The 23,054-nt window shown below is 56.0% G+C and carries 23 protein-coding genes; 5 read left to right on the forward strand and 18 right to left on the reverse strand.

What is annotated here, in order from left to right; translation table 11 throughout:
* Window positions 1–73: 73 nt before the first annotated feature.
* From D5067_RS15290 to gspC, 15 genes are all read right to left on the reverse strand, one after another.
* Window positions 74–1,864 carry a glycoside hydrolase family 19 protein gene (locus D5067_RS15290; protein WP_119934891.1) on the reverse strand — a complete coding sequence of 597 codons (1,791 nt, stop codon included), beginning with the start codon at window positions 1,862–1,864 and terminating at the stop codon, window positions 74–76.
* Window positions 1,865–1,996: 132 nt separating this feature from the next.
* A complete protein-coding gene (iagB, locus tag D5067_RS15295; RefSeq protein WP_119934892.1) occupies window positions 1,997–2,437 on the reverse strand; it encodes a type III secretion system invasion protein IagB in 441 nt (146 codons plus the stop codon).
* A 101-nt stretch (window positions 2,438–2,538) separates the two neighbouring features.
* Window positions 2,539–5,244 (reverse strand): glycosyl hydrolase family 18 protein, encoded by a 2,706-nt coding sequence (locus D5067_RS15300; RefSeq protein WP_119934893.1) that lies wholly within the window; start codon window positions 5,242–5,244, stop codon window positions 2,539–2,541.
* 256 nt (window positions 5,245–5,500) lie between these two features.
* The gene (locus D5067_RS15305; RefSeq protein WP_119934894.1) at window positions 5,501–6,298 is read right to left on the reverse strand and encodes a prepilin peptidase; all 798 of its coding nucleotides are present in this window, start codon (window positions 6,296–6,298) and stop codon (window positions 5,501–5,503) included.
* The gene (locus tag D5067_RS15310; RefSeq protein WP_119934895.1) at window positions 6,295–6,780 is read right to left on the reverse strand and encodes a type II secretion system protein M; all 486 of its coding nucleotides are present in this window, start codon (window positions 6,778–6,780) and stop codon (window positions 6,295–6,297) included. Before D5067_RS15310 ends, D5067_RS15305 begins: the two co-directional genes overlap by 4 nt.
* Complete coding sequence (gene gspL, locus D5067_RS15315; protein ID WP_119934896.1) at window positions 6,777–7,910, reverse strand: type II secretion system protein GspL; 1,134 nt, start codon at window positions 7,908–7,910, stop codon at window positions 6,777–6,779. The genes D5067_RS15310 and gspL overlap by 4 nt, the downstream gene beginning before the upstream one ends.
* 15 nt (window positions 7,911–7,925) lie before the next feature.
* On the reverse strand, window positions 7,926–8,936 hold the full coding sequence (gene gspK, locus D5067_RS15320) for a type II secretion system minor pseudopilin GspK (RefSeq protein ID WP_119934897.1): 1,011 nt from the start codon (window positions 8,934–8,936) through the stop codon (window positions 7,926–7,928).
* Window positions 8,933–9,538 (reverse strand): type II secretion system minor pseudopilin GspJ, encoded by a 606-nt coding sequence (gene gspJ / locus D5067_RS15325; protein ID WP_119934898.1) that lies wholly within the window; start codon window positions 9,536–9,538, stop codon window positions 8,933–8,935. Before gspJ ends, gspK begins: the two co-directional genes overlap by 4 nt.
* The gene (gene gspI, locus D5067_RS15330; protein ID WP_119934899.1) at window positions 9,535–9,915 is read right to left on the reverse strand and encodes a type II secretion system minor pseudopilin GspI; all 381 of its coding nucleotides are present in this window, start codon (window positions 9,913–9,915) and stop codon (window positions 9,535–9,537) included. The genes gspJ and gspI overlap by 4 nt, the downstream gene beginning before the upstream one ends.
* Window positions 9,908–10,393, reverse strand: a complete 486-nt coding sequence (gene gspH, locus D5067_RS15335) for a type II secretion system minor pseudopilin GspH (RefSeq protein WP_119934900.1) — start codon at window positions 10,391–10,393, stop codon at window positions 9,908–9,910. Before gspH ends, gspI begins: the two co-directional genes overlap by 8 nt.
* Window positions 10,393–10,842 (reverse strand): type II secretion system major pseudopilin GspG, encoded by a 450-nt coding sequence (gene gspG, locus D5067_RS15340; RefSeq protein ID WP_119934901.1) that lies wholly within the window; start codon window positions 10,840–10,842, stop codon window positions 10,393–10,395. Before gspG ends, gspH begins: the two co-directional genes overlap by 1 nt.
* 3 nt (window positions 10,843–10,845) lie before the next feature.
* Entirely contained in the window at window positions 10,846–12,051 is a 1,206-nt protein-coding gene (gspF, locus tag D5067_RS15345) for a type II secretion system inner membrane protein GspF (protein ID WP_119934902.1), read from the reverse strand.
* A complete protein-coding gene (gspE, locus tag D5067_RS15350) occupies window positions 12,051–13,529 on the reverse strand; it encodes a type II secretion system ATPase GspE (RefSeq protein ID WP_119934903.1) in 1,479 nt (492 codons plus the stop codon). Before gspE ends, gspF begins: the two co-directional genes overlap by 1 nt.
* Before the next feature lie 15 nt (window positions 13,530–13,544).
* On the reverse strand, window positions 13,545–15,464 hold the full coding sequence (gene gspD, locus D5067_RS15355; RefSeq protein ID WP_119934904.1) for a type II secretion system secretin GspD: 1,920 nt from the start codon (window positions 15,462–15,464) through the stop codon (window positions 13,545–13,547).
* Window positions 15,465–15,477: 13 nt separating this feature from the next.
* Complete coding sequence (gene gspC / locus D5067_RS15360; protein ID WP_119935452.1) at window positions 15,478–16,209, reverse strand: type II secretion system protein GspC; 732 nt, start codon at window positions 16,207–16,209, stop codon at window positions 15,478–15,480.
* A 300-nt stretch (window positions 16,210–16,509) separates the two neighbouring features.
* On the opposite strand from gspC, the gene D5067_RS15365 reads away from it, so the two are divergent.
* Together D5067_RS15365 and D5067_RS15370 are read left to right on the forward strand one after the other, a co-directional pair.
* Window positions 16,510–18,087 carry an ExeA family protein gene (locus tag D5067_RS15365; protein WP_119934905.1) on the forward strand — a complete coding sequence of 526 codons (1,578 nt, stop codon included), beginning with the start codon at window positions 16,510–16,512 and terminating at the stop codon, window positions 18,085–18,087.
* Window positions 18,087–18,686 (forward strand): type II secretion system protein GspB, cryptic system variant, encoded by a 600-nt coding sequence (locus tag D5067_RS15370; protein WP_119934906.1) that lies wholly within the window; start codon window positions 18,087–18,089, stop codon window positions 18,684–18,686. Before D5067_RS15365 ends, D5067_RS15370 begins: the two co-directional genes overlap by 1 nt.
* Here the strand turns inward: D5067_RS15370 and D5067_RS15375 are convergent, their stop codons facing one another.
* The 3 genes from D5067_RS15375 to D5067_RS15385 all read right to left on the reverse strand — a co-directional run bounded on the left by D5067_RS15375 (window position 18,687) and on the right by D5067_RS15385 (window position 20,729).
* Window positions 18,687–19,310, reverse strand: coding sequence for a helix-turn-helix domain-containing protein (locus tag D5067_RS15375; RefSeq protein WP_119934907.1), 624 nt, complete (start codon window positions 19,308–19,310; stop codon window positions 18,687–18,689). It lies immediately after the preceding gene.
* A 268-nt stretch (window positions 19,311–19,578) separates the two neighbouring features.
* Window positions 19,579–20,409 (reverse strand): N-acetylmuramoyl-L-alanine amidase, encoded by an 831-nt coding sequence (locus D5067_RS15380; protein ID WP_119934908.1) that lies wholly within the window; start codon window positions 20,407–20,409, stop codon window positions 19,579–19,581.
* Window positions 20,406–20,729 carry a heavy metal-binding domain-containing protein gene (locus tag D5067_RS15385; protein ID WP_119934909.1) on the reverse strand — a complete coding sequence of 108 codons (324 nt, stop codon included), beginning with the start codon at window positions 20,727–20,729 and terminating at the stop codon, window positions 20,406–20,408. The genes D5067_RS15380 and D5067_RS15385 overlap by 4 nt, the downstream gene beginning before the upstream one ends.
* 97 nt (window positions 20,730–20,826) lie before the next feature.
* Here D5067_RS15385 and D5067_RS15390 point away from each other — a divergent pair, with 97 nt between their 5' ends.
* The 3 genes from D5067_RS15390 to artI all read left to right on the forward strand — a co-directional run bounded on the left by D5067_RS15390 (window position 20,827) and on the right by artI (window position 23,051).
* The gene (locus D5067_RS15390; protein WP_119934910.1) at window positions 20,827–21,345 is read left to right on the forward strand and encodes a lipoprotein; all 519 of its coding nucleotides are present in this window, start codon (window positions 20,827–20,829) and stop codon (window positions 21,343–21,345) included.
* Window positions 21,346–21,571: 226 nt separating this feature from the next.
* Window positions 21,572–22,300: an arginine ABC transporter ATP-binding protein ArtP gene (gene artP / locus D5067_RS15395; RefSeq protein WP_119934911.1), complete on the forward strand. Its 729-nt coding sequence runs from the start codon at window positions 21,572–21,574 to the stop codon at window positions 22,298–22,300.
* Window positions 22,301–22,319: 19 nt separating this feature from the next.
* Window positions 22,320–23,051: an arginine ABC transporter substrate-binding protein ArtI gene (artI, locus tag D5067_RS15400; RefSeq protein ID WP_119934912.1), complete on the forward strand. Its 732-nt coding sequence runs from the start codon at window positions 22,320–22,322 to the stop codon at window positions 23,049–23,051.
* The last annotated feature ends 3 nt before the right edge of the window (window positions 23,052–23,054 follow it).

The raw sequence follows: 23,054 nt of genomic DNA on the forward strand, positions 1-23,054 counted from the left end.
CTCACCCCGGCCCTCTCCCACGGAGAGAGGGTGCAAACACTAAAACGGCAACCTTTCGGTTGCCGTTTGCTGTTTATAATGCCGTCCAGGCATCAGCCCATGCCAGGCCTGCGCCCGGTTCATAGTATGCCGGGGCGTTGTTACACCAGCCGCTGTACGGGAACGGTTTGCACTGGAAGAGTTTACCGTGGTTGTTCACGATATCTCCTGCGCTGTACTTGCCGTTCGCGCTCCACGCCGCGTAAGAGGCGTCGCTGTCAGATGGCGTAGCCGCTTTCGCCTTCACGTTCAGCAGGTATGAAGTGGTGCTGCTCAGCTCGCCGTCGCTGACGGTCAGGCTGACTTCAACCTGCTGCGCCGTTGCAGACTCTGGTGCCGTGAAGGTCACAACCGCTTTGTCTTCGCCGGTCACCGTCTGGCCATCCTGTGAACGCCACGTGTAGGTCAGTTTGTTGCCGTCTGCATCAGTGGAGCCTTCAGCGCTCAGGGAGACCAGCGCACCCGCATCCACGGCACCGATTGGGCCAGCAATGTGCGCCACCGGCGCGTGGTTCACGACCGCTGGCTCAGCCGGCGTTTCATCTTCGGCTGGGATCGGCGCTGGCGTTACCGGGGTTTCCTCCGGAGTGGTCGCAGAGCCTTCATCGTCAACAACGTTAACGTTAAAGAACTTCTGCACGCACCTGCCGTAGTCACCCTCTTTGAACGCGCTGAACGGCGTCTGGTAGCCCACCAGCTGGCAAGAGTAGGTCTTACCGTCTGGCGTATCGGCGCTCCATCCCCAGTCCTGTTCCCAGTAGATCTTCAGCGCTCCCGCGCCGCCTTCGTCGAACTGCTTCATGTTGGCACAGCCCAGCACTTCATTCGCCGGAACGGGCACTTTCAGGTAGTTGGCGAACTCTTTGTAGTATTTGATACGGTTCTGCGACTGCGCAATTTCAGTCGGGCCGCCGCACTCAACGCCGCCGTTGATGATCTGGGTCGTCACGCCAAAGCCCGGCACCAGGCCGTTGGCTTTGTCACGCTCGTTCGGCTGCCACGTACCGTCGATAACCTGCAGCATGCTTGGTTTTGGCGGCTGCGGGTAGGCGAAGAAGAAGATGGCGCTCGCCAGGTTCAGCCAGGTATCCGCCACCAGCTCCGGTTTGTTGAGCAGCGTACGCACGTCGCCGTACATCGCTTCAGAGAACGGGCCGTAGTTATAGTTGTAGGACAACTGCTTGGCGCCGCGGCCGAAGTAGCTCAGGAAATCGCCGTCCTTGTCCTTGCCGCATGGCCAGGTCTGACCCTGCCAGACGTCCGGGTTACATTCGCCGTTGTAGCCGCCCTTCTGGCCTTCGCTCCAGCCCATTTCACGGACGTGAACCAGCGCCTGACGCCACTCCCCTTCCGGACGCCAGCTTTCGTGGCCGCCGGTTTCCTGCGCGAAGTGGGCAAACATTGTCGCCAGCTCTTTACGGCATATAGCGTCGCTGTCGCGTCCGTCGCCGTAGGTCTTACACAGCGCCGGGAATTTGCCGATCGCTTTCAGGAAGTTGCTGTAGGTGTACGCCTGCGCGCGCAGCGGGAAAAGATACTCCCAGTCGCTGGCCTTCACGATCCCTTCCACGCGCTTCACGTTGTCCGGGTTCGCCGCGCGGCCTGGCTCAATCATTTCAACCTGAGCATTGTCCAGCGTCTGAATGGTCTCTTTCACCGAGGCCATCAGCGGGAAGCTGGTCAGTTCCTTCTCTTTCTTCGCCAGATCGCTGGCCTTCATGGTGTACGGTTCGCTGGCGGTCGCCTGCAGCGACGCAGCCTGTGCCATAAAGGGGGCTACGCACGCGCCGGCAAAGAGTCCACTCAATAACGTCCTTTTGTTCATTTCAGTATCCTGTTTAGTGAAGTTTAAATTTAGAATCCCGGCTTATGTATTAATCCATTAATAAATAAACCACAGACAGCTGTTTTCTTTTTTCGAAGAACACCCTCGGGAATTCTTCAAAAATAAAAAACCTTAATAACGTGCGGCTACTTTTAACTGCTGATATTTTTTCCAGACCTTATGGGCGTATATCATACGCTGCGGATAATTCTCTTTTTTCAACCCGGCGTTATATGCGCCGACGGCCTCCCAGTTATAGCCATAGGCTTTAATCATTCCCGAGAGGATTGAAGCGCCGACCATGATGGAGGTACACGGCTCGGTCATCAGTCGATATTCGTCGATACCTCTGCTTTCAAGCTCGCTAAAATGCGAGCTGTTGATTTGCATCAGCCCAACATCACGCGTGCCATCGTGGTTTTGCCCTACCGCATAGGGGTCCATGCCGGATTCAACGTTAGCAATGGCATACAATAAATAGGGGTCGACATGATAATAGTGCCCGGCGTTATCCCAACAGTTTGCCAGAGCGCTTTGGCTTATTACCAATAACAGCAACATTAATTTTTTCATTTTGACCTGCTGACGGTTTCGGTTATTTCTCCTCGCCCACATCCTGTAAAATGAATACTGAATGACTCCCCCCAAATGGAGGGAGTATTCAACGGATGAGATTATTTGCAGTCTGCTGCTGCGCCTTCTTTCACCCACACGTCGCTGTTGGCCGGGTTATCACCGCGGGTCCACCATTTCGCGCGGTAAACGTTACCCTGGTATGTGGTGGTTTCGCCGCCGTTATAGACCACGTCTGAACGCCAGTTGAATTTCACCTGGCTGACCAGCGCCCATGCCTCTGCGCTAAAGCCTGGCTGGTTGCCCTGCGTCCAGTACTTCGCTTTCCAGACCAGGTGGTCGAAGCTCACGGTGTCGCCACCGTTGTAGATTTTGCTGGGATCCCACGCGGCATATTTGCTGGCGTTAGCATCGACAGGCGCGTCGCAGCTGCCGGTTGCCGTGCCTTCGTCAGATGGCGGTGTAACTTCGTCAGACGGAGGAGTCACTTCATCAGATGGTGGGGTCACCTCATCTGCAGGCGGTGTTACGTCTGCTGGTTTAGGATTTACCGTTACCTGCACGTTAGACTGCACGCTAGTTTTGCCGTCGGTTACGACAACGCTCAGGGTGTAGGAAGAGGCATTGTTCACCGCTGGAGCAGTGATGCGAACGTTAGCCGTATCCGTACCCGTTGCGTTCATATCTGCCGGTACGCTCCAGCTATAGGTCAGCGCATCGCCGTCGGGGTCGGTTGCCTGTGCATGCAGGGCGATCGTTTCACCGGATTCAACAGTCACGGCTTCCATTGCATTGATCGCCGGAGCCTGGTTGGCTTTAGGCGCTTTGTTAACAACCTGAACGTCGATGGCGTTGCTCAGACCTTTTGCGTCGGTCACCGTCAGGCGGAACACCAGGTTCTGGTCGCTGGTCACAGCCGGCACGCTGAAGCTGGCCTTCGCTTTGGTGCTGTTCGCCAGAGTCACGCTCGCACCGGAAACCTGCGTCCATTTGTAGGTCAGTGCATCGCCGTCCTGGTCAGAAGACGCAGAGCCATCCAGGGAGACGGTCGCCGGGCCGGTTACCATCAGATCGCTGGCAGAGGCCACCGGCACATGGTTGGTCACAACCGGTTCAACTGGCGTTGAGCTACCGCCCAGCAGGCTTTCGTTCATCGCATTCAGAATATCGCCGTTATCAGACTCGATAGACCACGCGAACAGGCCACCGAGGTTTTTGTTCTGTACGTATTTGCCTTTGGCCATTACGGAACGGGCGTTGTCGTACGTCACCAGCTCGCCGGTGGACTTGTTAAACAGGTACGGTGCTTCCGCCGCTTCGTCGTATTTGTATTCCCAGCCCGGTTTGCCCAGCATCTGGTTCACAATCTGACGGTAGTCAACAATACCGCTTTCCCAGGTCCCCGGGATTGGGCCCGTTGCCGTACCGGTGAACGGGTTATCGCCGGTGTAACCGTGAACCCCCGTCCAGCCGCGACCGTACATACCTGCACCCACCACGATCTTGCCAGGCTGTACGCCCTGCTCCAGCATCGCTTTCACCGCGTTATCGGTGGTGTAGTTGGTATCAGGCTTCCAGGATGCACCGTACAGCGCGGTCTGGTGGCCGAGCTCGGTATTGCTCCACGCGCCGTAGAAGTCGTAGCTCATCAGGAAGATATGGTCGATGTACTGCTGCGCGGTGCTGTAGTCCACGTCTTCGATCTTATCTTTACCCGCACCGATGGCGGTGGTCAGCTCGTAGGTACGGCCGGTTTCTGCAGACAGCTCATTCAGCATCTGACGCAGGTCGTGCATCAGCGCGGTGTAGGTGGCTTTATCGGTCTGAGGGTTGCCGAGCCTGGTATTTTCACCGCCGCCGCCAGGGAATTCCCAGTCGATATCCACGCCGTCGAACACTTTCCAGGTGGTCAGGAAGTCTTTCACGGAGGCCACGAAGCGATCGCGCAGCACTTTATTATCCATCTGATAGAACGGATCAGACAGCGTCCAGCCGCCTACGGATGGCAGAATTTTCAGGTCAGGATGGGCTTTTTTCATTGCCATCAGCTGGCCATAGTTGCCTTTGTACGGGTCGTCCCAGCCGGTCACACCCTGCTGTGGTTTCTGCAGCGCAGCCCACGGATCGTGGATGGCAACGGTGTAGTCCGGACGGCCCTGGCAGGCACGCTTCAGGGATTCCAGCGCGCCGGAAGATTTGGCGCTGTCGTTAATGCCGTCGCCGCCACAGATTGGGATGAAGCCGTACAGCAGGTGGTTGATATTCGCAACCGGGATCTTATCCGCAGAGAAGTTACGGTCATATACGCCCCACTCTGGGAAGTAAGCACCTACGACTTTGTCAGTGTGCTGCGCGAAGGCTTTGTTGTTCTCCAGCAGCGGCGTACTCAGCGGCAGCAGATGGCTACCGTCGGTGTCCGCAACGATGATCAGCTTGCTGGCGCTTTTGGTGCAGCCGCTGTCATTACAGAGTTCCACCTGCTCCTGATAACGGCCACCTTTTTTCACCTTAAAGGTCGCTGAGCCTGCAGCGCTGCCAGCACCGGTCCAGACGGTCTGGCCGTCCAGAAGCACTTTGGCAGACGTCGGCGCATCGCCGCTCCAGACGTTCCACTCAACCTTCACATCAACGCCATCTTTGTGCACTTTAATAAGGTTGTTATAGTCCTGCGCTGCCTGATCCACTTCCACCAGCGCAAATTTATCATTGCCCGACGTAATAGAAGGCGTGCCCGGCGCCGCTGCAAATACTGAGCTTGTTGCAGCCGCAACAAAAAGCGCCAGATATTTAGGCTTCATAAATTTCATTTTTATTTCCTGATAAATTTATTCGTAACGTTAATAACCCATGTCTTCCATGAGAACATGGCGTCTTTTCGCGTAATGCGTATTTAACCAACCTGAAAACCGTGACCAAAAAACTTCTCGCCGCGTTGTACTCCTCCATAAAAAGATACCAGCTTAAATTCCGTGTAGCTTATATTCCTTACGATACACTGAGCGCAAAGAGGCGTCCCTCTCTTCCACCGCCGAAATGATTTATAAAAAAACTTGACCCACACATTTAAAATGTGAAAGCAAACTGCTGCCCAATAAACACCGCTATTCCAGCAAATGAGAGATAAGGTCCGAAAGAAAGAGTGAGGTTATTTTTATTTAAATTATTTAGCGCGAAATAGCCGATAATACCGCTTAGCGCGGCGGCTAATTCAATCGTGGGCAACGCGTGCCAGCCGCACCAGGCGCCTAAGGCCGCCAGCAGTTTGAAATCGCCATATCCCAGTCCTTCCCGTCCGGTGGTCAGGCGAAACGCCCAGTACAGCAGCCAGAGCGAGAGATAGCCCGCCACGGCGCCGAAGAGTGCATCACACAGCGGCAGCGTATGGTCAAAGGCATGGAGCAATAATCCCGCCCACAGCAGGGGCTGGGTCAGGCAGTCAGGCAGCAGCTGGTGCCGCCAGTCGATCATGGCAAGGGGCAATAAAAACGCCGCCAGCAGCCACAGAGAGAACAAAGCCTGGACGTCGGGCATGCTCCAGGCGGTGACCCCAAAAAACAGGGCGGAAAAAAGTTCGATTAAAAATATCCGCAGCGGGATCGCCGTGCCGCACTGGCTACAGCGTCCGCGTAATAATAGCCAGCTGAGCAGCGGAATATTCTCCCACACGGCGAGCGAGTGCTGGCAGACCGGGCAGCGGGAGGCCGGGAAGAGCAAATTGCCGCAGCCTTCTTCCTCCATCACCATGCCCGGCACGCGCTCGACGACAACCCCGAGAAAACTGCCGACAATGCCGCCCAGTATCGCACTCATCACCGGAAACCCCACCGGGTAGACCTCCCGCATCAGCGCGAAGATGTTCATGCGCTTTTGCTCCAGGCGAGCTGCACTTCGGCTTTTACGTCATTAAGACGATCGACCGGGGTGAGGTTCATTTTCTGCAGCCGTACGCCTGTAGTCTGGTTAATTTCCCGCAGCCAGCTTTTTAATTCGTAAATATTAACGCGACTGACGACAAACGATAAATTTTGTCCATCCTGACGCACATCCGTCAGGGGCAGATTAATTTCCTGCGCGCTGCTCTCTACCACCGTGCGCGGGTTATCCGTTTTGACCCGTTGAACCTGGAGATGATTTTTATCTATTTCACTGCGCATCCAGTTCAGCGTCTCTTTTTGTCTGCTCAGCGTGGCTTTACTGTTTTGAATCATATTATCCAGCGGGATCACGCCTGCGTAATAAATGGCCGCCCCCACCAGGGCCGCGGCACCTATTTTTATAATGATTTTTTCCCTGGTGCTGTAATTCTGATAACGAGACTGAAGCTGCGCGATTCGCTCTTTCATTTATATTTCCCTGCGATCATGGCGGTATAAGGAGCAGCGGTGGAAACAGGCTGCAGGGTGAAATCAAAATTCTCCCCGGCCTGATTCACAAACGCCTGCAACGCGGTTTGGTTTTGCGCACTGACGCTCAGCGTCAGCGTGTTCTGTTGGGCGTCGTATTCCAGCAGATCGATTCCCATTGCCGGCACGGTCTGCCTGGCTTTCTCCAGCGCGTCAAGCTGTAAAAACAGCCCTTTAGGCTGCTTCTTCATATTTTGTCCGAAGTGGTATTTAAGGTTGGTCTGCTGGCGCATGCTGGGGAAATGGTGCTGATAAACCTCAAGGATCTCCTGCTGAACCTGGTTTTCCTGCTGCACCAGCATCCAGGCCATCGCGACGCGCGGGCCCAGCAACAGGCCGAGAGAGAGCAGGCCCGCCGCGGCTATTGCCGCTTTGATGCCCTTAGACGCTTTACCCGAGCCCGCTTTCGCGCTGAATTCGCCGTGCAGGAGCGTGACGCGGTAGGCGTGCCACTGGGGCTGGATCAGGACCAGCGGATGCTGCCAGGGGTGCCCGACATCGACGTTGACGCCAGCGGGCGCGTCCCCGTAGCAGCACACGTCCCCCTCTCCGGCTTTCTGCATCAGCAGCGGCAGCAGGCTGGCCTCCATCTGTCCGGCGGTATGAGGCGACAGGCGCAGCCAGTAGGTTTCATCCTGAGCGACAAGCGTGCTCCCGCCCGCCGTTACCGGCAGCAGCCATGCATCCGGCAGGGCCTGAATCACCTTTAACCCGGCCTCCTTAAAGCGGCTTAGCCATCCGCGCAGCAGATCGGCATCGACGGCCACCGCGTCAACCTCAGCGCCCTTTTTGCTGAGCACCGTCCAGTGGAGGTTATCCACCTCGCCAATCAGCGTCTCTTCCGCCATCCACGAGAACGCCGTCGCCTGAGAGACCACTTTCTTCGGTAAGGTAAAATGGCGGAAGATCATGCTGCTGGCGGGCAGCAGCAGGCAAACGCGGGCGGCCAGGGGATGGTTCGCCAGCGCGTCCAGGCTCTCCAGTACCTCCACCTGCTCGCTGTCGGAGACACACCACGTTATTTTCCCGCCCTCGCGGCTGTCGGGACGAACAAAAAGGACCTGTTTCATAGCGTTCTACTTTTCTTATTCAATCATTCGGTAACGACGTTGCCACGTCACGATCTCACCGGCTTCGTTATTGACCTGAAGCTGGCTGACCGCGCGAAGCGTTAATTCATCGGTATTGCCGGTATAGTTCACGCGGAAATACCGGCTATTAATGGAGAGATAGTCGGCCACCTGCGGCAGGTCGTCCTTTAACTGAGGGAAGGTCTGCTCCAGCGCTTTGCTGAAGGTTTCCATATTTTCCCAGCCGTTTTCAGGACGCGATTCAATCAGGCGTAGGGCATCATCTTCACTGAGTTTTCCGGGGAACAGGGCGGCCAGTAGGGCGGCCTGCTCCGGCTGAAGGGTGTTCACATCCACCCTGCTGGCGGTATCGGGTAATGCGCACAGCAGCTTGCTCGCCTTCGAATAAGCGGCGGCCGGGAACGCAGGCAGCAGCTTGATCTCGCCAACCGTGCGCATCATCTGGTTTGCCGGCTGGCGGGGGGGCACCACGCCTGCCCAGGCATCGGTCTCTGCGCCCTCTTTGGCCGTCGTCGCGTCACCATCGAGATAGTCCACCAGTTGCAAATACACCTCTTCCGCGTTGCTCTGGCTCAGGCCGCTCTGCGTCAGAATCTGTTCAACAATCTGCTCTCTGCGGGGCTTTTCCGGCACCGCCGGGGCGTTTTGCCCCTGCGCAATTTTTTCCACCGCCAGCAGGTTGTTGACGTTAAAGCAGTCCTGCGCGTCCTCAACCTGGCTGACCACCGTGTAGTCTTCGCCGCGGGTTTCCAGCGGCTGATGCCAGTCGCCGTCGAGGGAGAGCGGTTTGCTTTCCCCGCTGGCGTCGGCCTGCAGCCTGTCTTTCACCACCTTTTCCTGCGCCTGCATCGCCCAGCGCAGCTGCTGCTGGCTCATCTGATAATGGGTTTTCTGCAGGTTGCGGCAGAACTGCTGGCTGATTTTGGCGGCCAGCGCCGACATCATCACCAGCAGGATCAGCACCACCAGCAGGGCGACGCCTTTCTGTTTACGTAACGCGTTCATGGTTGTGCTTCCGGTGCGGTTGCAGGCGCTGACGCAGCGGCCTCGGGCAGATCGCCCGGCGTGGTAAACACCCAGCGCCAGGTATCGCCATTTTCCATGGTCAGGGTCAGCTCCACGCCGTCGGGCAGGTGGGCCGGGTCGCGCCAGCTTTTCTGCCAGCCCTGACGGTAAAAGCGCCACTGCAGAGACTTCACCCCGCTGACAATCAGCACTTCATCAGGCTTAGCGTTAGCCGGGCCGTCAATCACCGGCCAGACGTCGCGATACAATCGCCCCGCTTCCAGCCGCCAGCGCACGCGCTCCAGCTGCACCGTTCCGCTCACCCCGTTCAGGGTGGTCAATTCAACGGCGTCGTCGTTTTCGCGAAAAAGCGCCGGCTCGTTGCGCGGCGCGCGCGCCTGAAGCTGATAAAAATCGCGCTCCATCAGGTTCCAGGCCCGCTGGAGCTGATTGAGCTTCGCCGCGCTGGCATCGGTGGCCGAACTGGTGCGCATCGCCCCGTCCAGAATTTGCCAGGCCAGGGTGCTGATTACCGCAAAGATGGTCAGCGCAATCATGATCTCCAGCAGGGTAAAACCGCGCTGGCGTCGGGTTCTTTTCACCTGTTCTCTCCCGGCGGAACGATCTGCAGCGCGATAACCGGCTGGCTGTCGTCGCCTTCCGCATAAACGCGTATGGCGTTGGCCCAGCCGCTGTCGGCGGTTTTGACCCGCTGCTTGCGCCAGTTCCAGCTGCGCCCGCCCATGATTTCACTCCCCTGCTCCTCGGCGTCGGGGAAGTCACTTTTGGCCAGCTGCGCTTCCGCCAGCTGGTTCTCAGCCACCCAGCTCGCCTGAAGCGTATCGCCCAGCCCGTGTGTGAAACGCACGTTCAGGGAGACCGAGTTCATCAGGGCCAGCGCGGCGGTGGAGAAGATCACCAGCGCGACCATCACCTCCAGCAGCGTCATCCCCGTTTGCTTTTTGTTGCCGTTAGCCATCGTTTTCTACCGATACCGGGGCCGCGCCCTGCGACACCACGCGGAAATTCTGCTGTTTGTCATCGCTTTGCAGCGTCAGCGTGAAGCGGCTGATTTCGCCGTCAGGCAAAAAGAGCACCTGCGGGTCGGACGTTACCGTGGCGGCCAGACGCTGGGGAGAGAGCGAAACGTGCATCTCCTCCGGGAAATCGCCTTTAGTGGTAATACGCCCCGCGGACAACGGCACCCAGCGGCGCTCGCCGTTTTTATCCTCGAGCGTCACCAGCTGATAGCTATCCGTGGAAATCACCAGCCCCACAATATTTCCGTCCATCACCGCGCGGTCAGAACCGTAATCAACGAGGGCTTTTAGCTGCTGGCCAAATATATCCGCGCCGCTGCGTGAGGGTATTGTTGACACCACCATCATGGCGCAGCTGGCAAATATCACCAGCGCCAGAATAATTTCCAGCAGCGTAAAACCGCGTTGACGCTTCATTATTTTTCTTTCTTATCCAGAGACCAGTTCGTAATATCGTCGGCGGTATTGGCTTCACCGTCCGGACCGGCAGAGAATACGTCAACCGCACCGTGTTCGCCCGGGCTCACAAGGATATAATCCCCGCCCCACGGATCCTGCGGCAGGCGGCGAATATAGCCGTCAGCGCGGTAGCCGTTCGGGATAGGCGCGATTTCAGGCCTGGTCACCAGCGCCTGCAAGCCCTGTTCGGTAGTCGGGTAGCGGTGGTTATCCAGCTTGTACATATCCAGCGACCCTTCGAGCGCGACAATATCGCTGGTCGCTTTTTGCGTATCCGCTTTTTCTTTATTGCCCATTAAGTTTGGCACCACCATACTCGCTAAAACGCCGAGAATAACAATGACCACCATTAATTCGAGCAACGTGAAGCCCGCCTGACGAGCCAGGTGTTTTCTTTTTATAGCCATGATTTAACCTACCATATTATTAAGTTGCAGAAGCGGTTGTAATATTGACATGACGATGAATAAAACAATCGTCGCCATGGATACCACCAGCGCCGGTTCAAATACCGACAGCGTTAACGTAATGCGATGCTGTAATGCCGATTCCTGGTTTTCCGCCGCGCGGTCCATTAAATTGCCCAATTCCCCGCTCTCTTCGCCGGAGGCAATCATGTACAGCATGGTTGGGGGGAATAACTTCGCCTGCTCCAGCGCGGCATATAGCGAGGCCCCCTGGCGCACGGTATCCGCCGCCTGCTCCAGCACCTGCCGAGCGTAGAGGTTTTCGATACCGTCCATGGCGATATACATTCCCTCCAGCAGCGGCACGCTGCTGGCCTGCAGAATGCTGAGGGTGCGGATATAGCGGGCGCTGTTGATGGCACACACCAGCTTTTTAATCGGCGAGCCGTTCACCAGCCAGCTGTTCCAGCGAAAACGGTTTTTCACGTTGCGTACCCAGGTTTTGAAACCGATAACGCCGCCCGCCAGGCCGCCCGCAAGATAGATGCCGTACGCCTGCAGAAAATCGCTCACCGCAATCAGCGTGCGGGTGGCGATCGGCAGCTGCTGCTTCATGTGGGTGAACTGCTCGATCACCTGCGGCACCACCGCCACCAGCAGAATGCTGATGACCGCGATGGCCACCACCGTCAGGGTAATTGGGTAGACCATCGCCTGCGTCAGCTTGCTTTTCATCTTCTGGCGCTGCTCGTTGTACTCCGCCAGCTTCTCCAGCACGTCGCCGAGGTGACCGGTCTTTTCACCGGCCATCACCAGCGTGCAGTAGAGCTTGTCGAAGGTGCGCGGGAACTGGCTGAAGGCGTCGAACAGCGAGTGCCCTTCCACCACCTTCTCGCGGATCTCCACCACCATCGCCGCCAGCTTTTTGTCTTCCGTCTGCTTCGAAATCGCTTTAAGGGCACTCTCCAGCGGCAGCGCGGCGTTAATCAGCGTGGAGAGCTGACGGGTAAACATCGACAGCACCGGCGTGGAAAGCTTTGCTCCGGTTTTCGCTTTCCCGGACGCCGCCTCGCGGGTTTCGCTGATGCTGACGGGCATCAGCTTTTGCTCGCGCAACATCTGGCGAACCTGCTTTTGCCCCTCGGCCTGCAGGGTGCCGCGCCGGGTTTTCCCCGCCGCGTCCGTCGCCGTCCAGGCGTAGAGGGCCATTATTCATCCCCCCCGCGCTCGGCGGTGACGCGCATCACCTCTTCCAGCGAGGTCACGCCGTTAATCACCTTCAGCAGCCCGTTTTCGCGCAGGCTATAGGCCTGCTTAAAGAGCTGCGTTTCGATGGACATTTCGTCTTTGTCTTCATGAATGGCGCGGCGCATGGTGCTGTCCACAACAAGAAATTCATGAATACCGGCGCGACCCTGATAGCCGCTCTGGCGGCAGTGCTCGCACCCCACCGCGCGGTAAATGGCCTTAGGCGGCGCGTCCATAAAGCTGAACAGCGCTTTCTCATTGGCGTCCAGCGGACTGGTGGTCCGGCAGTGCGTACACAGCCGACGCACCAGACGCTGGGCAATGACACCGAGCAACGATGAACCGATTAAAAAGGATTCCAGCCCCATGTCCCGCAGGCGGGTGATCGCCCCTGCGGCGCTGTTGGTGTGCAGCGTAGACATGACCAGGTGACCGGTGAGCGAGGCCTGCACCGCGATCTGCGCGGTTTCGCCGTCGCGAATTTCCCCGATCATCACCACGTCCGGGTCCTGACGCAAAATGGCGCGCAGCCCGCGGGCAAAGGTCATGTCCACGCGCGGGTTAACCTGCGTCTGCCCCACCCCTTCCAGCTCGTATTCAATCGGCTCTTCAACGGTCAGGATGTTGCGTTCATGCCCGTTCAACGCCGAGAGAATGGCGTACAGGGTGGTACTTTTACCGGAGCCCGTTGGCCCGGTGACCAGGATAATGCCGTGCGGGCGGTCAATCAGCCCTTTTAACTTTTCCAGCTCTTCATCAATCAGGCCCAGCCTGTTGATGTCGGGCTTCAGGTTACTTTTATCGAGCAGACGCATCACAACGCGCTCGCCGTACTGGGACGGAATGGTCGACACGCGCACGTCGATCGCCCTGCGGCCAATGCGCAGGGAGATACGGCCATCCTGCGGCAGTCGCTTCTCGGCGATGTCCAGTTTTGACATCACCTTGATGCGTGACACCAGCAGCGGCGCGAGCTTACGCGCCGGCTGCAGCACCGGGCGCAGCACGCCGTCGACGCGAAAGCGAATGCTCAGCGTGCGCTCGAAGGTTTCGATATGTATATCCGACGCGCCGTCTTTCACCGCCTCGCCGAGAATGGCGTTGATCAGGCGGATCACCGGGGAGTTTTCGTCGTTATCGAGCAGATCCTCGTTATCCGGGATCTCCTCGGTTAACGCCATCAGGTCGATATCCGCGTCCATGTCGTCTACCAGCTGCTGCGACACGCCGCTGCTCTGCTGCCAGATTTTGGCCAGCAGCTCGTCAAAGGCTTCCGGCGCCAGGACGATCGGGACGAAAGCGCGTCCCAGCACCCGGCGCACCTCCAGCAGTGCCGACGCCGGGGTGTCATCACGGATATAGACATCGTTGTTGAAAAACAGCACGCCGTTATCTTTCGCGTAGCTGCTGCTGCACAGCGCTTTACTCAGTTCGTCCACGTTGCCCCCTCCGCCTCAGTGTTTGAACGGATTACGCGATGCGCTGGTTTTCACCGGCGCGGCGCTGGCGTCGAAGGGAAACGCGGGGAGAACCGCGTTATCCGCTGGCTCAATAATCCCGAGCTTTTTCTCTTCCACGCGCTGCTGCTGGCGGGCGCGGATCTGGTCATATTTCTCTTTCGACGCCGCGCTGTAGTTGTCGTCGTCGCGCAGAACGGTGGTATGGATAAAGACCATCAGATTGCGCTTGGACGTATCCTGCGAGGTATAGCGGAACAGCTGACCGACCAGCGGAATATCGCCCAGCAGCGGCACTTTGGACACCGACTGTTTGGTGACGTTTTCCATCAGGCCGCCGAGCACCACCGTCTGCCCGCTGTGCACCATCACTTCGTTGTTGATGGTGCGGGTGTTGAAGGTTGGGCCGAGGCTGGCGTCTTCCGTTGCGCTGTTATCCACGCTGGAGACTTCCTGCTCGATTTTCAGGTGGATCATGTCGCCGTCGTTGATTTGCGGCACAATTTTCAGCTTGGTACCGACGGTCTTACGCTCGACGGAGTTGAAGACGTTATCGCCGCTGGTGGTCTGGGAGCCGGAGAGCACCGGCACGTCCTGACCGACGTTGAACGAGGCTTCTTTGTTATCCAGGGTCACGACGCTTGGGGTAGAAAGAATATCGTTTTTTGCCCCGGTTGAGAGTGCGGTCATCAGCGCGCCAAAATCACCGTTAAAGAAGCCGGTCGCCATACCCGTGAAGCTGGCGCCTTTGATTACGCCACTCTTCACCTGGCCGATCGGCAGGCCGGTGGAGCCGAACTGCACGCCGCCGTGCTTGCCGGTCCACTGCACGCCGAGATCCAGGCCGTTGCCGTCCTGCACTTCAGCAATGATCGCCTCCACCAGCACCTGCGGACGGCGGATGTCGAGCTTGTCGATCACCTTCTCCAGAGAGTTCATCACGTTAGGCTGGGCGGTGATCACCAGAGAGTTGGTTGACTCGTCGGCGGTAATGTTCAGATCGCTGGAGGCGGTGGCGGTTTTCGCCTTCGGCGTACCGGCCTTGTCCTTCAGCTGTTCGCCAATCCCTGTCAGCACCGGCACCACCTTCGTGGCGCTGGCGTATTTGAGGTAGAAGACGCGGGTGTTCCCCTCGTTGTTCTGCTCGCGATCCAGCTGCTGGATAAGAGACCGGGTACGCGTGCGCGCATCTTCCGAGCCGCTGATCACCAGGCTATTGGTTTCGTCATCCGCCACCACTTTCGTCGCCAGCTGCGGCGCGTTCTGCCCCTTCTGCTCTTCGTTGTTGAGGTTGTTCAACATGTCCGAGAGTTCTTTAGCCGAGGCAAAGCGCAGCGGCACGATTTCGCGGCGCTGGATACCGTCTTTATCGACGCGCTGCACCAGATCCACCAGGCGGTTCACCACCGAGGCTTTACCGGTTAGCAGCAGCACGTTGGACGGCTCGAAGTGCACCACGTTACCAATGCCGGTGGCATCGTTGAGCTGGCGCAGCAGCGGGGCCAGCTCGCGCACCGGCACGTTTTCCATGCGCACAACGCGGGTAATGATCTCATCGCCCTTGCCCGGGTTTTTGCTGTCCGCCAGTGGCGCACCCGCCGTGCGGGCTACGCTTGAGCGCACCACTTTCACCATCCCGTTATCCATCGGGATCACCGACAGGCCGTACAGATCCAGCACGCTCAGGAAGAACTGGTAATACTCCTCTTCCGTTAGCACGTTGTAGGTTCTGACCGACACTGAACCCTGAACGGACGGGTCGACGAGGATGGTTTTGTTAAGGTTGCGGCCTACCGTATCGATAAACTCGCGGATATCGGTATTTTTAAAGCTCGCGCTAAAGTTGGCTGCAAGCAGCGAACTCGAATATAACGACAATGCGGTCAGCGCCACGCACGCCCAGGGAAATTTCTTCATGTCTGTACACTTGTTAATTGTTTAGAACATTAACCCAAATATTTTCAAGGTGAGCGTGACGCCTGACGACGACCTCCGCTTCTTTCATTTTTGACCAGTTGGCAATAACGTTTTTTGCATCTCCTGCATTGGTCATATCGACAGAATTCACTTTTACAGCCACATCCCCTTTTTGTAGCCCGGAGTGGCTGTAAAAGGGGGAGGCGTTCCTTGGATTAATGTTGTAGCCTTCCAGCTGGCCTTTTTCGATTAGGGGTTTTAACACCAGATAATCATCCAGATGCAAACTATCCGCGCCTGCATCTTTCGTCGATTTGGTTACCGGGCCGCTGTCTACGCTGCCCTTAAAATAAGCCGGATCTTTTAACGCCAGTACCTGCGTAGCACCTTCATAATTAACCACCACATTGTCTTTGTTAATTTCCTGAATAAATGCGTCGTTAAAACCGTTCAGCGGTTCGCCTTCGCGATAGCTCTGCTGACCACCCGGCGTTTTGATAACGGCAAAGGAGAGCCAGGCGTCGTCACTCCTTACGATCCCTTCTATCTCCGCAGCCAGCGGGGCTTTATCCGCCTTTGGAGCGCTATCCTGGCGTACCGCCGCCGTAAAAAGCGTAAAATTCTTTTCATCGCGACGCGTTTTTAGCGGCTGCACATCAGAATTAGCCAATTTAGTGGTAACTTTTTTATACTCTTTTAACGTGAGATAGCCCTGTTGGCCGCAAAAAATTAACAGCACAAACATCATACAAGGCGTTATCCACCGTGACAGAAATGAGAACCTCATTTTTCATCAGGCCTTTAGCTAAGCGAAAATAAGCAGCGTCGTACTGCGCCAATATGTGATGAAATAGTAATTACCTGCCACAAAGTCGACCACTGACTTTGCCGTTAACTTTCATAAAGAAAATTATTGACCGTATTAAATCCTGATGTTAAGCCCTGCCCACAGGTTATTTTTACCCTGTTTGCAAATTGACCACTCCAGACGCTTACCTTACCTTCACGTCCTGTTGCTATTCCTAATCAGAGACGGTAAGTCGTTATGTATCAGAGCCACTTCAGTTTTAAAAATCCGCCCTTTCGGAAAGTCACCCGCTTATCCGGGGATTTTCTGGTGCCTTATCATCAGGACGTGTTTAACCTGCTGAAAGAGAAAACCCAACGGGCGGGAATGATGGGGCTCTTTGGTGACGATGCTCCGCTGCTGGGCCAGTTCAGCGATGCCCTGAAGTCCGCGAGTCCTGGCGTACTTGCCATCAACGCGTTTCCAAAACTGAGCGCCAGTAGCCTGCTGTACAAGCTCAACCCGGGAACGAAAGAGAGCAAGAACCGGCTTCAGGCGGTGGATGCCGTGCTGCGTCAGTGGCAGGAGGAACCGTCCTCACGGAAAGCAAAAGCCAAAATTCTGACCATTGTCCACTGCGAAGCAATGAAAGAGAGCTGCCGGGAACTGCTGGGCATGTTGCTTACGCGCGCCCAGGAGCAGGATTTCCACTTATCCGTGGTGCTGATGGGCGGCGCCGCGCAGGAAGCCGTGCTGATGCAGCAGCCGGAACTGCGCGAATATATTCATACTCATCACGTTTTGCGCCCGCTGACCTGCCGTGAATTTCTCGGCTATGTGCAGGCGCAGTGTGAAGAGCATGGGTGCGAAAGTTCGCCGTTAACACCTGCTCGCGTGCGTAAAATGCATGCCCTGACCAGGGGAAACATCAGCAGGCTGAACGCGCTGGCGCATTTGTCCCTGCTTGCCGCCTGGACAGAACGGGCAGCGCAGGTTAGCCCCCGGCATTTACGCCTGGCGGCCGGCGAGATCCTGCCGGCGAAGAAACGGGGTAAGCGCCTGGCAGCCGTGGGATTATTCGCTTCTGTGCTGTTCGCGGCCTGCGGCTGGTACTTTACCGCTGCGGTAAATACAAGGCTGCCCATTCAACTTCCGGTTCCCGTCAGCTGGAAACACCAGACGCCAAAGGTTCAGGCGCCCGTCGTGCCGGTTATCGACAACGAGGTCGTCAATCAGCCGGATGCGATGCACCAGCTGTATCAGATGTGGGGGTATGACGCGTCGGCGGAAGATGCCCTGTGTCAAAACGCGGCGAAAGTAAACCTGATGTGTAAGCAGGGGAATGCCTCACCGGATGCCCTGGCGCGTGAAGGCTACCCGTGGGTCAGTGAACTGAAAACCGGCAACCATCTTAACTACGCCGTTGTCGCCCGCGTCGGCGAGACCTCTCTCGACCTGCTGATGAACAACCGCACCTGGCAGGTGAGCCGCAGCTGGTTTAGCCAGCATGCGACCGGAAATTACACGCAGCTGCACCGCCTGACGCCGGAAGGCAAAGACGCCATTAGCGCCGCCAGCGATGCGAAAGACCTTGGCTGGCTCGATCGGCAGTTAAGCCAGGCGCTGTCCCAGCCTGAAACCCATTCACAGGCATGGACGGCGGAGATGATGAAGCGCACGCGCGAGTTCCAGCAAAAAATGCATCTGCATGTGGACGGCATCCCCGGGGAAGAGACGATTATGCAGCTCATGCGTGAAACCAAAAGTACGCCGAGCGTTCTGATCCAGGCCACGCACGCCACGCCGGGCGTAAAAACGCAGGAGAAAAATACCTGATGTCCACTATCTGTCTTGCGGCTCAGCGCAGCTATACCACCGGGGAGCCGGTCTGGTTTTCCTACCGCCTCCCCGGCCTGAAAAAAGTTATTGGCACGTCATTCATCTGGATGTTGGGACTTTGCGCCATGTTGCTGGCGGGCGTGTACGCGCATATTTACTGGAACCTGCGCCACTCGGCGCCAGAACCGGTAAAAATGAGCGTCGCCAAACCAGACACGCAGCTTTCGGATATGCATTATGTGTACGTGAGTAAACCGTTCCCGCATCCACACCCGAAACCCGCACCGGTGCAAGCCGATGTTCCTGCCATGCAGGATCTGCCGATTAGCAGCGATGATAACGAGTGGCAGCAGGCGCCTGACGGTACAGTTCCACATGATACCTCGCGGGATATATTACCCGGCACCGAGGCGCATGATGATGCCTCGTTAACGGAGTTGTTTAAACAGGCGTTAAAAGAACAAGAGCAAGATTATTCGCAAGGGAAAATTCCCGCGCCGCCGGTTGACGAAACGCAGGATATTTCACAAAAGGATAGGCTGCAAAATGTTAATGCCCGATCCCCCTTGAATGTAAAAGGAGACCGGCGGGAGTAATTAATATTTCTCAGGCAATGATGTCAAATTAAGGAGTCGACCTTTTTCCACCACGATGTATTTCCCTTTCTTCAGGTCGGAGAGGATTTTAATAATGGTGCTACGAGCCAGGTTGGTGTACTCCTGTATATAGTCATAAACATTGATATCACGCTGATGATCGACAATCAGTTCATTGATCTCGTATAAGAATTCACGCACCACGGAATAGGCGCTGCGGGCAACGAGAACATCGTCGCGCTTGCTGAGCATACAAATATAACAGGCCAGCACTTTGGTCAGCTCAGGCCACAAATCATTGTCGGTCAATAACCGGGAGAAGGTCTCTTTTTTAATAGAACGCACCACCGTATTTGCACGAACGAGGCCGTACATATGGGTCGACTGGTAATACATAGAAGAGAGGCCAAAAATACACTGCCCGGTCACGGTGAACATACAGAGTTCGTCCGATTCACGTCGAAACTCAACCTCGCCGCTGACGATAATATGAATATATTGTGAATCACTGGTGGAAATTTTTTGCCATTTCTTTAACGTCTTTTCTTCAAAACCTGACGTGGCAGAAATGATTGCGTTCATTTCAGCCTGAGGGCGTAATTTTTTTGCGTAAATGCTTAACATTGTTATATCCGAATTAAGATGTATAAATTATAAGACAGAACCCAGGCGTTAGGGCCTGAACTCCGGAATATTTTCCTGATGAAAACATGGAATTAAAATAAAAATCACGGTTTAAAGTTATTTTCTTGCCTGATTGATTAGCAAGCTATACGTCTATCTTAAATGCGGATAATTTTAAGTCAATTAACTAAAAATGAATTGTGTTTGTACTTAAGATTAATCTCAAGCAAAACACGAAAAATATACTCATTCGGGGGTATCCGAAGGATCACCCCTGCCCGTATTTCTCTAAAAGCGCTTCGGCGACAGCCATTGTTTCTCTGTCAGCGTCACCGTTCCATAAGGCCGGACGGAAATGCATCTGAAAGGCGGTAATCACTCTTTTTTGCTGTTGCTCCGTCGCGTTGTCCGGCACTTCATAGCCATAACGCACCAGCAGATCGAGCAACGCAGCGCGGTCAACTTCCTCATAAGGCGGACGTCCTCCAAGATAGAATGCAACGCGAGCCGGATCGGGCCATGCGCCTATCCCCTGTTGCGCCAGTTCGCGCCAGGGGAACAGCGGGCCGGGATCGTCCTTACGCTGCGGGGCAATATCCGAGTGGGCCACCACGTTCTGCGGTTTGATGTCGTAGCGGGCGATAATGTCTTTTGCCAGCGGAACCAGCGCCGCAATCTGTGCCGGTTCGAACGGGGTGAAGCGTTTTACGCCCGCCGTTTTCTGCCAGCCGCGGTTTTCCAGCTCAATGCCAACAGACGTATCATTGATACGGTTGGTGCCGCGCCAGAAGCTGATCCCGGCGTGCCACGCCAGCTCGCTCTCCGGCACCAGCTGCCAGATGCGCGGTTTGCCATCCGGTTTCGGCGGAATTGCGGGGATTAAATAGTGGGAGCTGACGTTTTTGTCCGTCAGGGTTGCCAGCGAGCTGTCAAAATCATCGGCGGTATAGTGGATCACCAGCACCTTGATACGCGGGTACGCCGCCTGCGCCTGGTGGCGGGTATCCAGCTCGTAGGCATCTTTATCAACAATGCCCTTTTCCGTGGCGCACCCTGCCAGCAGCAGTGCCAGCAGGAGTGTTGAAAACGAACGCTTCATCGACGGGTTTTCACCGCCGTGCCGCTTACGCTCACCATCAGCATACTGGCGTCTTTACCGACGGTTTCGTAGTCGATATCGATGCCCACAACGGCATCTGCGCCCAGCGCTTTAGCCTGATCGCCCAGCTCTTTAAAGGCAATTTCGCGCGCCTTACGCAGCTCTTTTTCATACGCGCCAGAGCGCCCGCCGACGATGTCGCGAATTCCGGCAAAAAAGTCGCGGAAAATGTTGGCGCCCAGTATAGCTTCGCCGGTCACGACGCCGCAGTACTCGGTAATGGGTTGCCCTTCCAGGGTTGGGGTGGTTGAAAACTGCATACTTTCTCTCCTTCTTTAGCGTTCAATGCCTTACCCGCAGCATTATCGGTTCGTTACGCTATGATTGAAAGGATAGTTAATAAATAAGGAAATCAACATGCGCTACTCTGCTTTAACGCTTTTAGTGCCTTGCGCGCTGGTGCTCAGCGCGTGCACCACCCCGGTAACGCCAGCCTTTAAGGATATCGGTACACGCAGCGGCCCGTGCATTGACGGCGGCCCGGATACCGTGGCGCAACAGTTCTATGATTATCGCATTCAACATCGCGGTAATGACATCACCGCCCTGCGCCCTTATCTGAGCGACGGTCTGGCTAAGCTGCTGAACGATGCGGCCCGCGATCCGCAGCATAACGCGCTGCTTAAATCCGATCCGTTCTCCAGCCGCGCAACGCTGCCCGACGGCGCCAAGGTCGCGAGCGCGTCAACCATCCCAAACACCGATGCGCGAAATATCCCGCTGCGCGTGAAGCTGACTCAGGGCACCCAGTCCTGGCAGGATGAAGTGCTGATGATCCGCGAAGGCCAGTGCTGGGCGATTGACGACGTTCGCTACATCGGCGGCAGCGTTCATGCCCCGGCAGGCACGCTGCGCCAGTCGATCGAGAACCGTTAACTCATCCGTTAAATAAATGTTAACCCCGTAAAATGTCCGGCATTTCTGACGGAATGCCGACATTTATTCTCGCCGACATTAGCCTTCGCTATTTTGTGCTATGTTTAAGAGGAAACGCGGGTTATATTTAACTTTTAACGCAGAAATATTGCATAACTATTCTGTCAACGGTACTATCTGCGGCCTCAATTGCTATAGATTGCCTGGATGAGTAAAGACTGCCCCGATGAGTATTAAACTAAACGGCATTAACTGCTTCTACGGCGCACACCAGGCGCTGTTCGACATCACGCTGAACTGCCCAGAGGGCGAAACGCTGGTTTTGCTTGGCCCAAGCGGCGCAGGCAAAAGCTCCCTTCTGCGTGTCCTTAACCTGCTTGAAATGCCCCGCTCGGGAACGCTGGCGATTGCCGGTAACCATTTTGATTTTGCGAAAACCCCTTCTGATAAAGCGATTCGTGAACTGCGTCAAAATGTCGGCATGGTGTTTCAACAATATAATCTCTGGCCGCACCTGACCGTCCTGCAAAACCTGATTGAAGCGCCGTGTCGCGTGCTCGGTTTAAGCAAGGACCAGGCGATGGCGCGCGCCGAAAAATTGCTGGAACGTCTGCGCCTTAAGCCGTACAGCGACCGCTATCCTTTACATCTTTCCGGCGGCCAGCAGCAGCGCGTAGCGATTGCCCGCGCGCTGATGATGGAGCCTGCGGTGCTGCTGTTTGACGAGCCAACCGCGGCGCTGGATCCGGAAATCACCGCCCAGATCGTGAGCATCATTCGCGAGCTGGCGGAAACCAACATTACCCAGGTCATCGTGACCCACGAGGTGGAAGTGGCGCGCAAAACCGCCAGCCGCGTGGTCTACATGGAAAACGGGTATATCGTTGAACAAGGGGACGCGAGCTGCTTCACCAACCCGCAAACCGATGCCTTTAAAAATTACTTATCTCACTGATGTGTTAGGGAAAATGATAATGAAAAAAGTATTGATTGCCGCGCTGCTTGCTAGCGTCAGCCTTTCCGCTACCGCAGCCCAGACCATTCGTTTCGCCACTGAAGCGTCTTATCCTCCGTTTGAATCCATCGATGCCAACAACAAGATTGTTGGCTTCGACGTAGACCTGGCGAACGCCCTGTGTAAAGAGATCGACGCAACCTGTACCTTCAGCAACCAGGCGTTCGACAGCCTGATCCCAAGCCTGAAGTTCCGCCGTATTGACGCCGTGATGGCCGGTATGGACATCACCCCTGAGCGTGAAAAGCAGGTGCTGTTCTCTACTCCTTACTACGACAACTCCGCCCTGTTCATCGGTCAGAAAGGCAAATTCACCTCTATCGATCAGCTGAAAGGCAAAAAGGTGGGCGTGCAGAACGGCACCACGCACCAGAAGTTCATCATGGATAAACACCCGGAAATCACTACCGTTCCGTATGACAGCTACCAGAATGCGAAGCTGGATCTGCAGAACGGCCGTATCGACGGCGTATTTGGTGATACCGCGGTGGTGACTGAATGGCTGAAAGCGAACGACAAGCTGGCGCCCGTGGGCGACAAAGTGACCGATAAAGCGTATTTCGGTACGGGTCTGGGTATCGCCGTGCGTCAGGACAACACCGAGCTGCAGCAGAAATTTAACGCTGCGCTGGAAAAAGTGAAGAAAGACGGCACCTACGAAACCATCTACCAAAAATGGTTCCAGAAGTAATTC

Origin of the sequence: Enterobacter huaxiensis (assembly GCF_003594935.2) — a bacterium.
GTDB lineage: Bacteria > Pseudomonadota > Gammaproteobacteria > Enterobacterales > Enterobacteriaceae > Enterobacter > Enterobacter huaxiensis.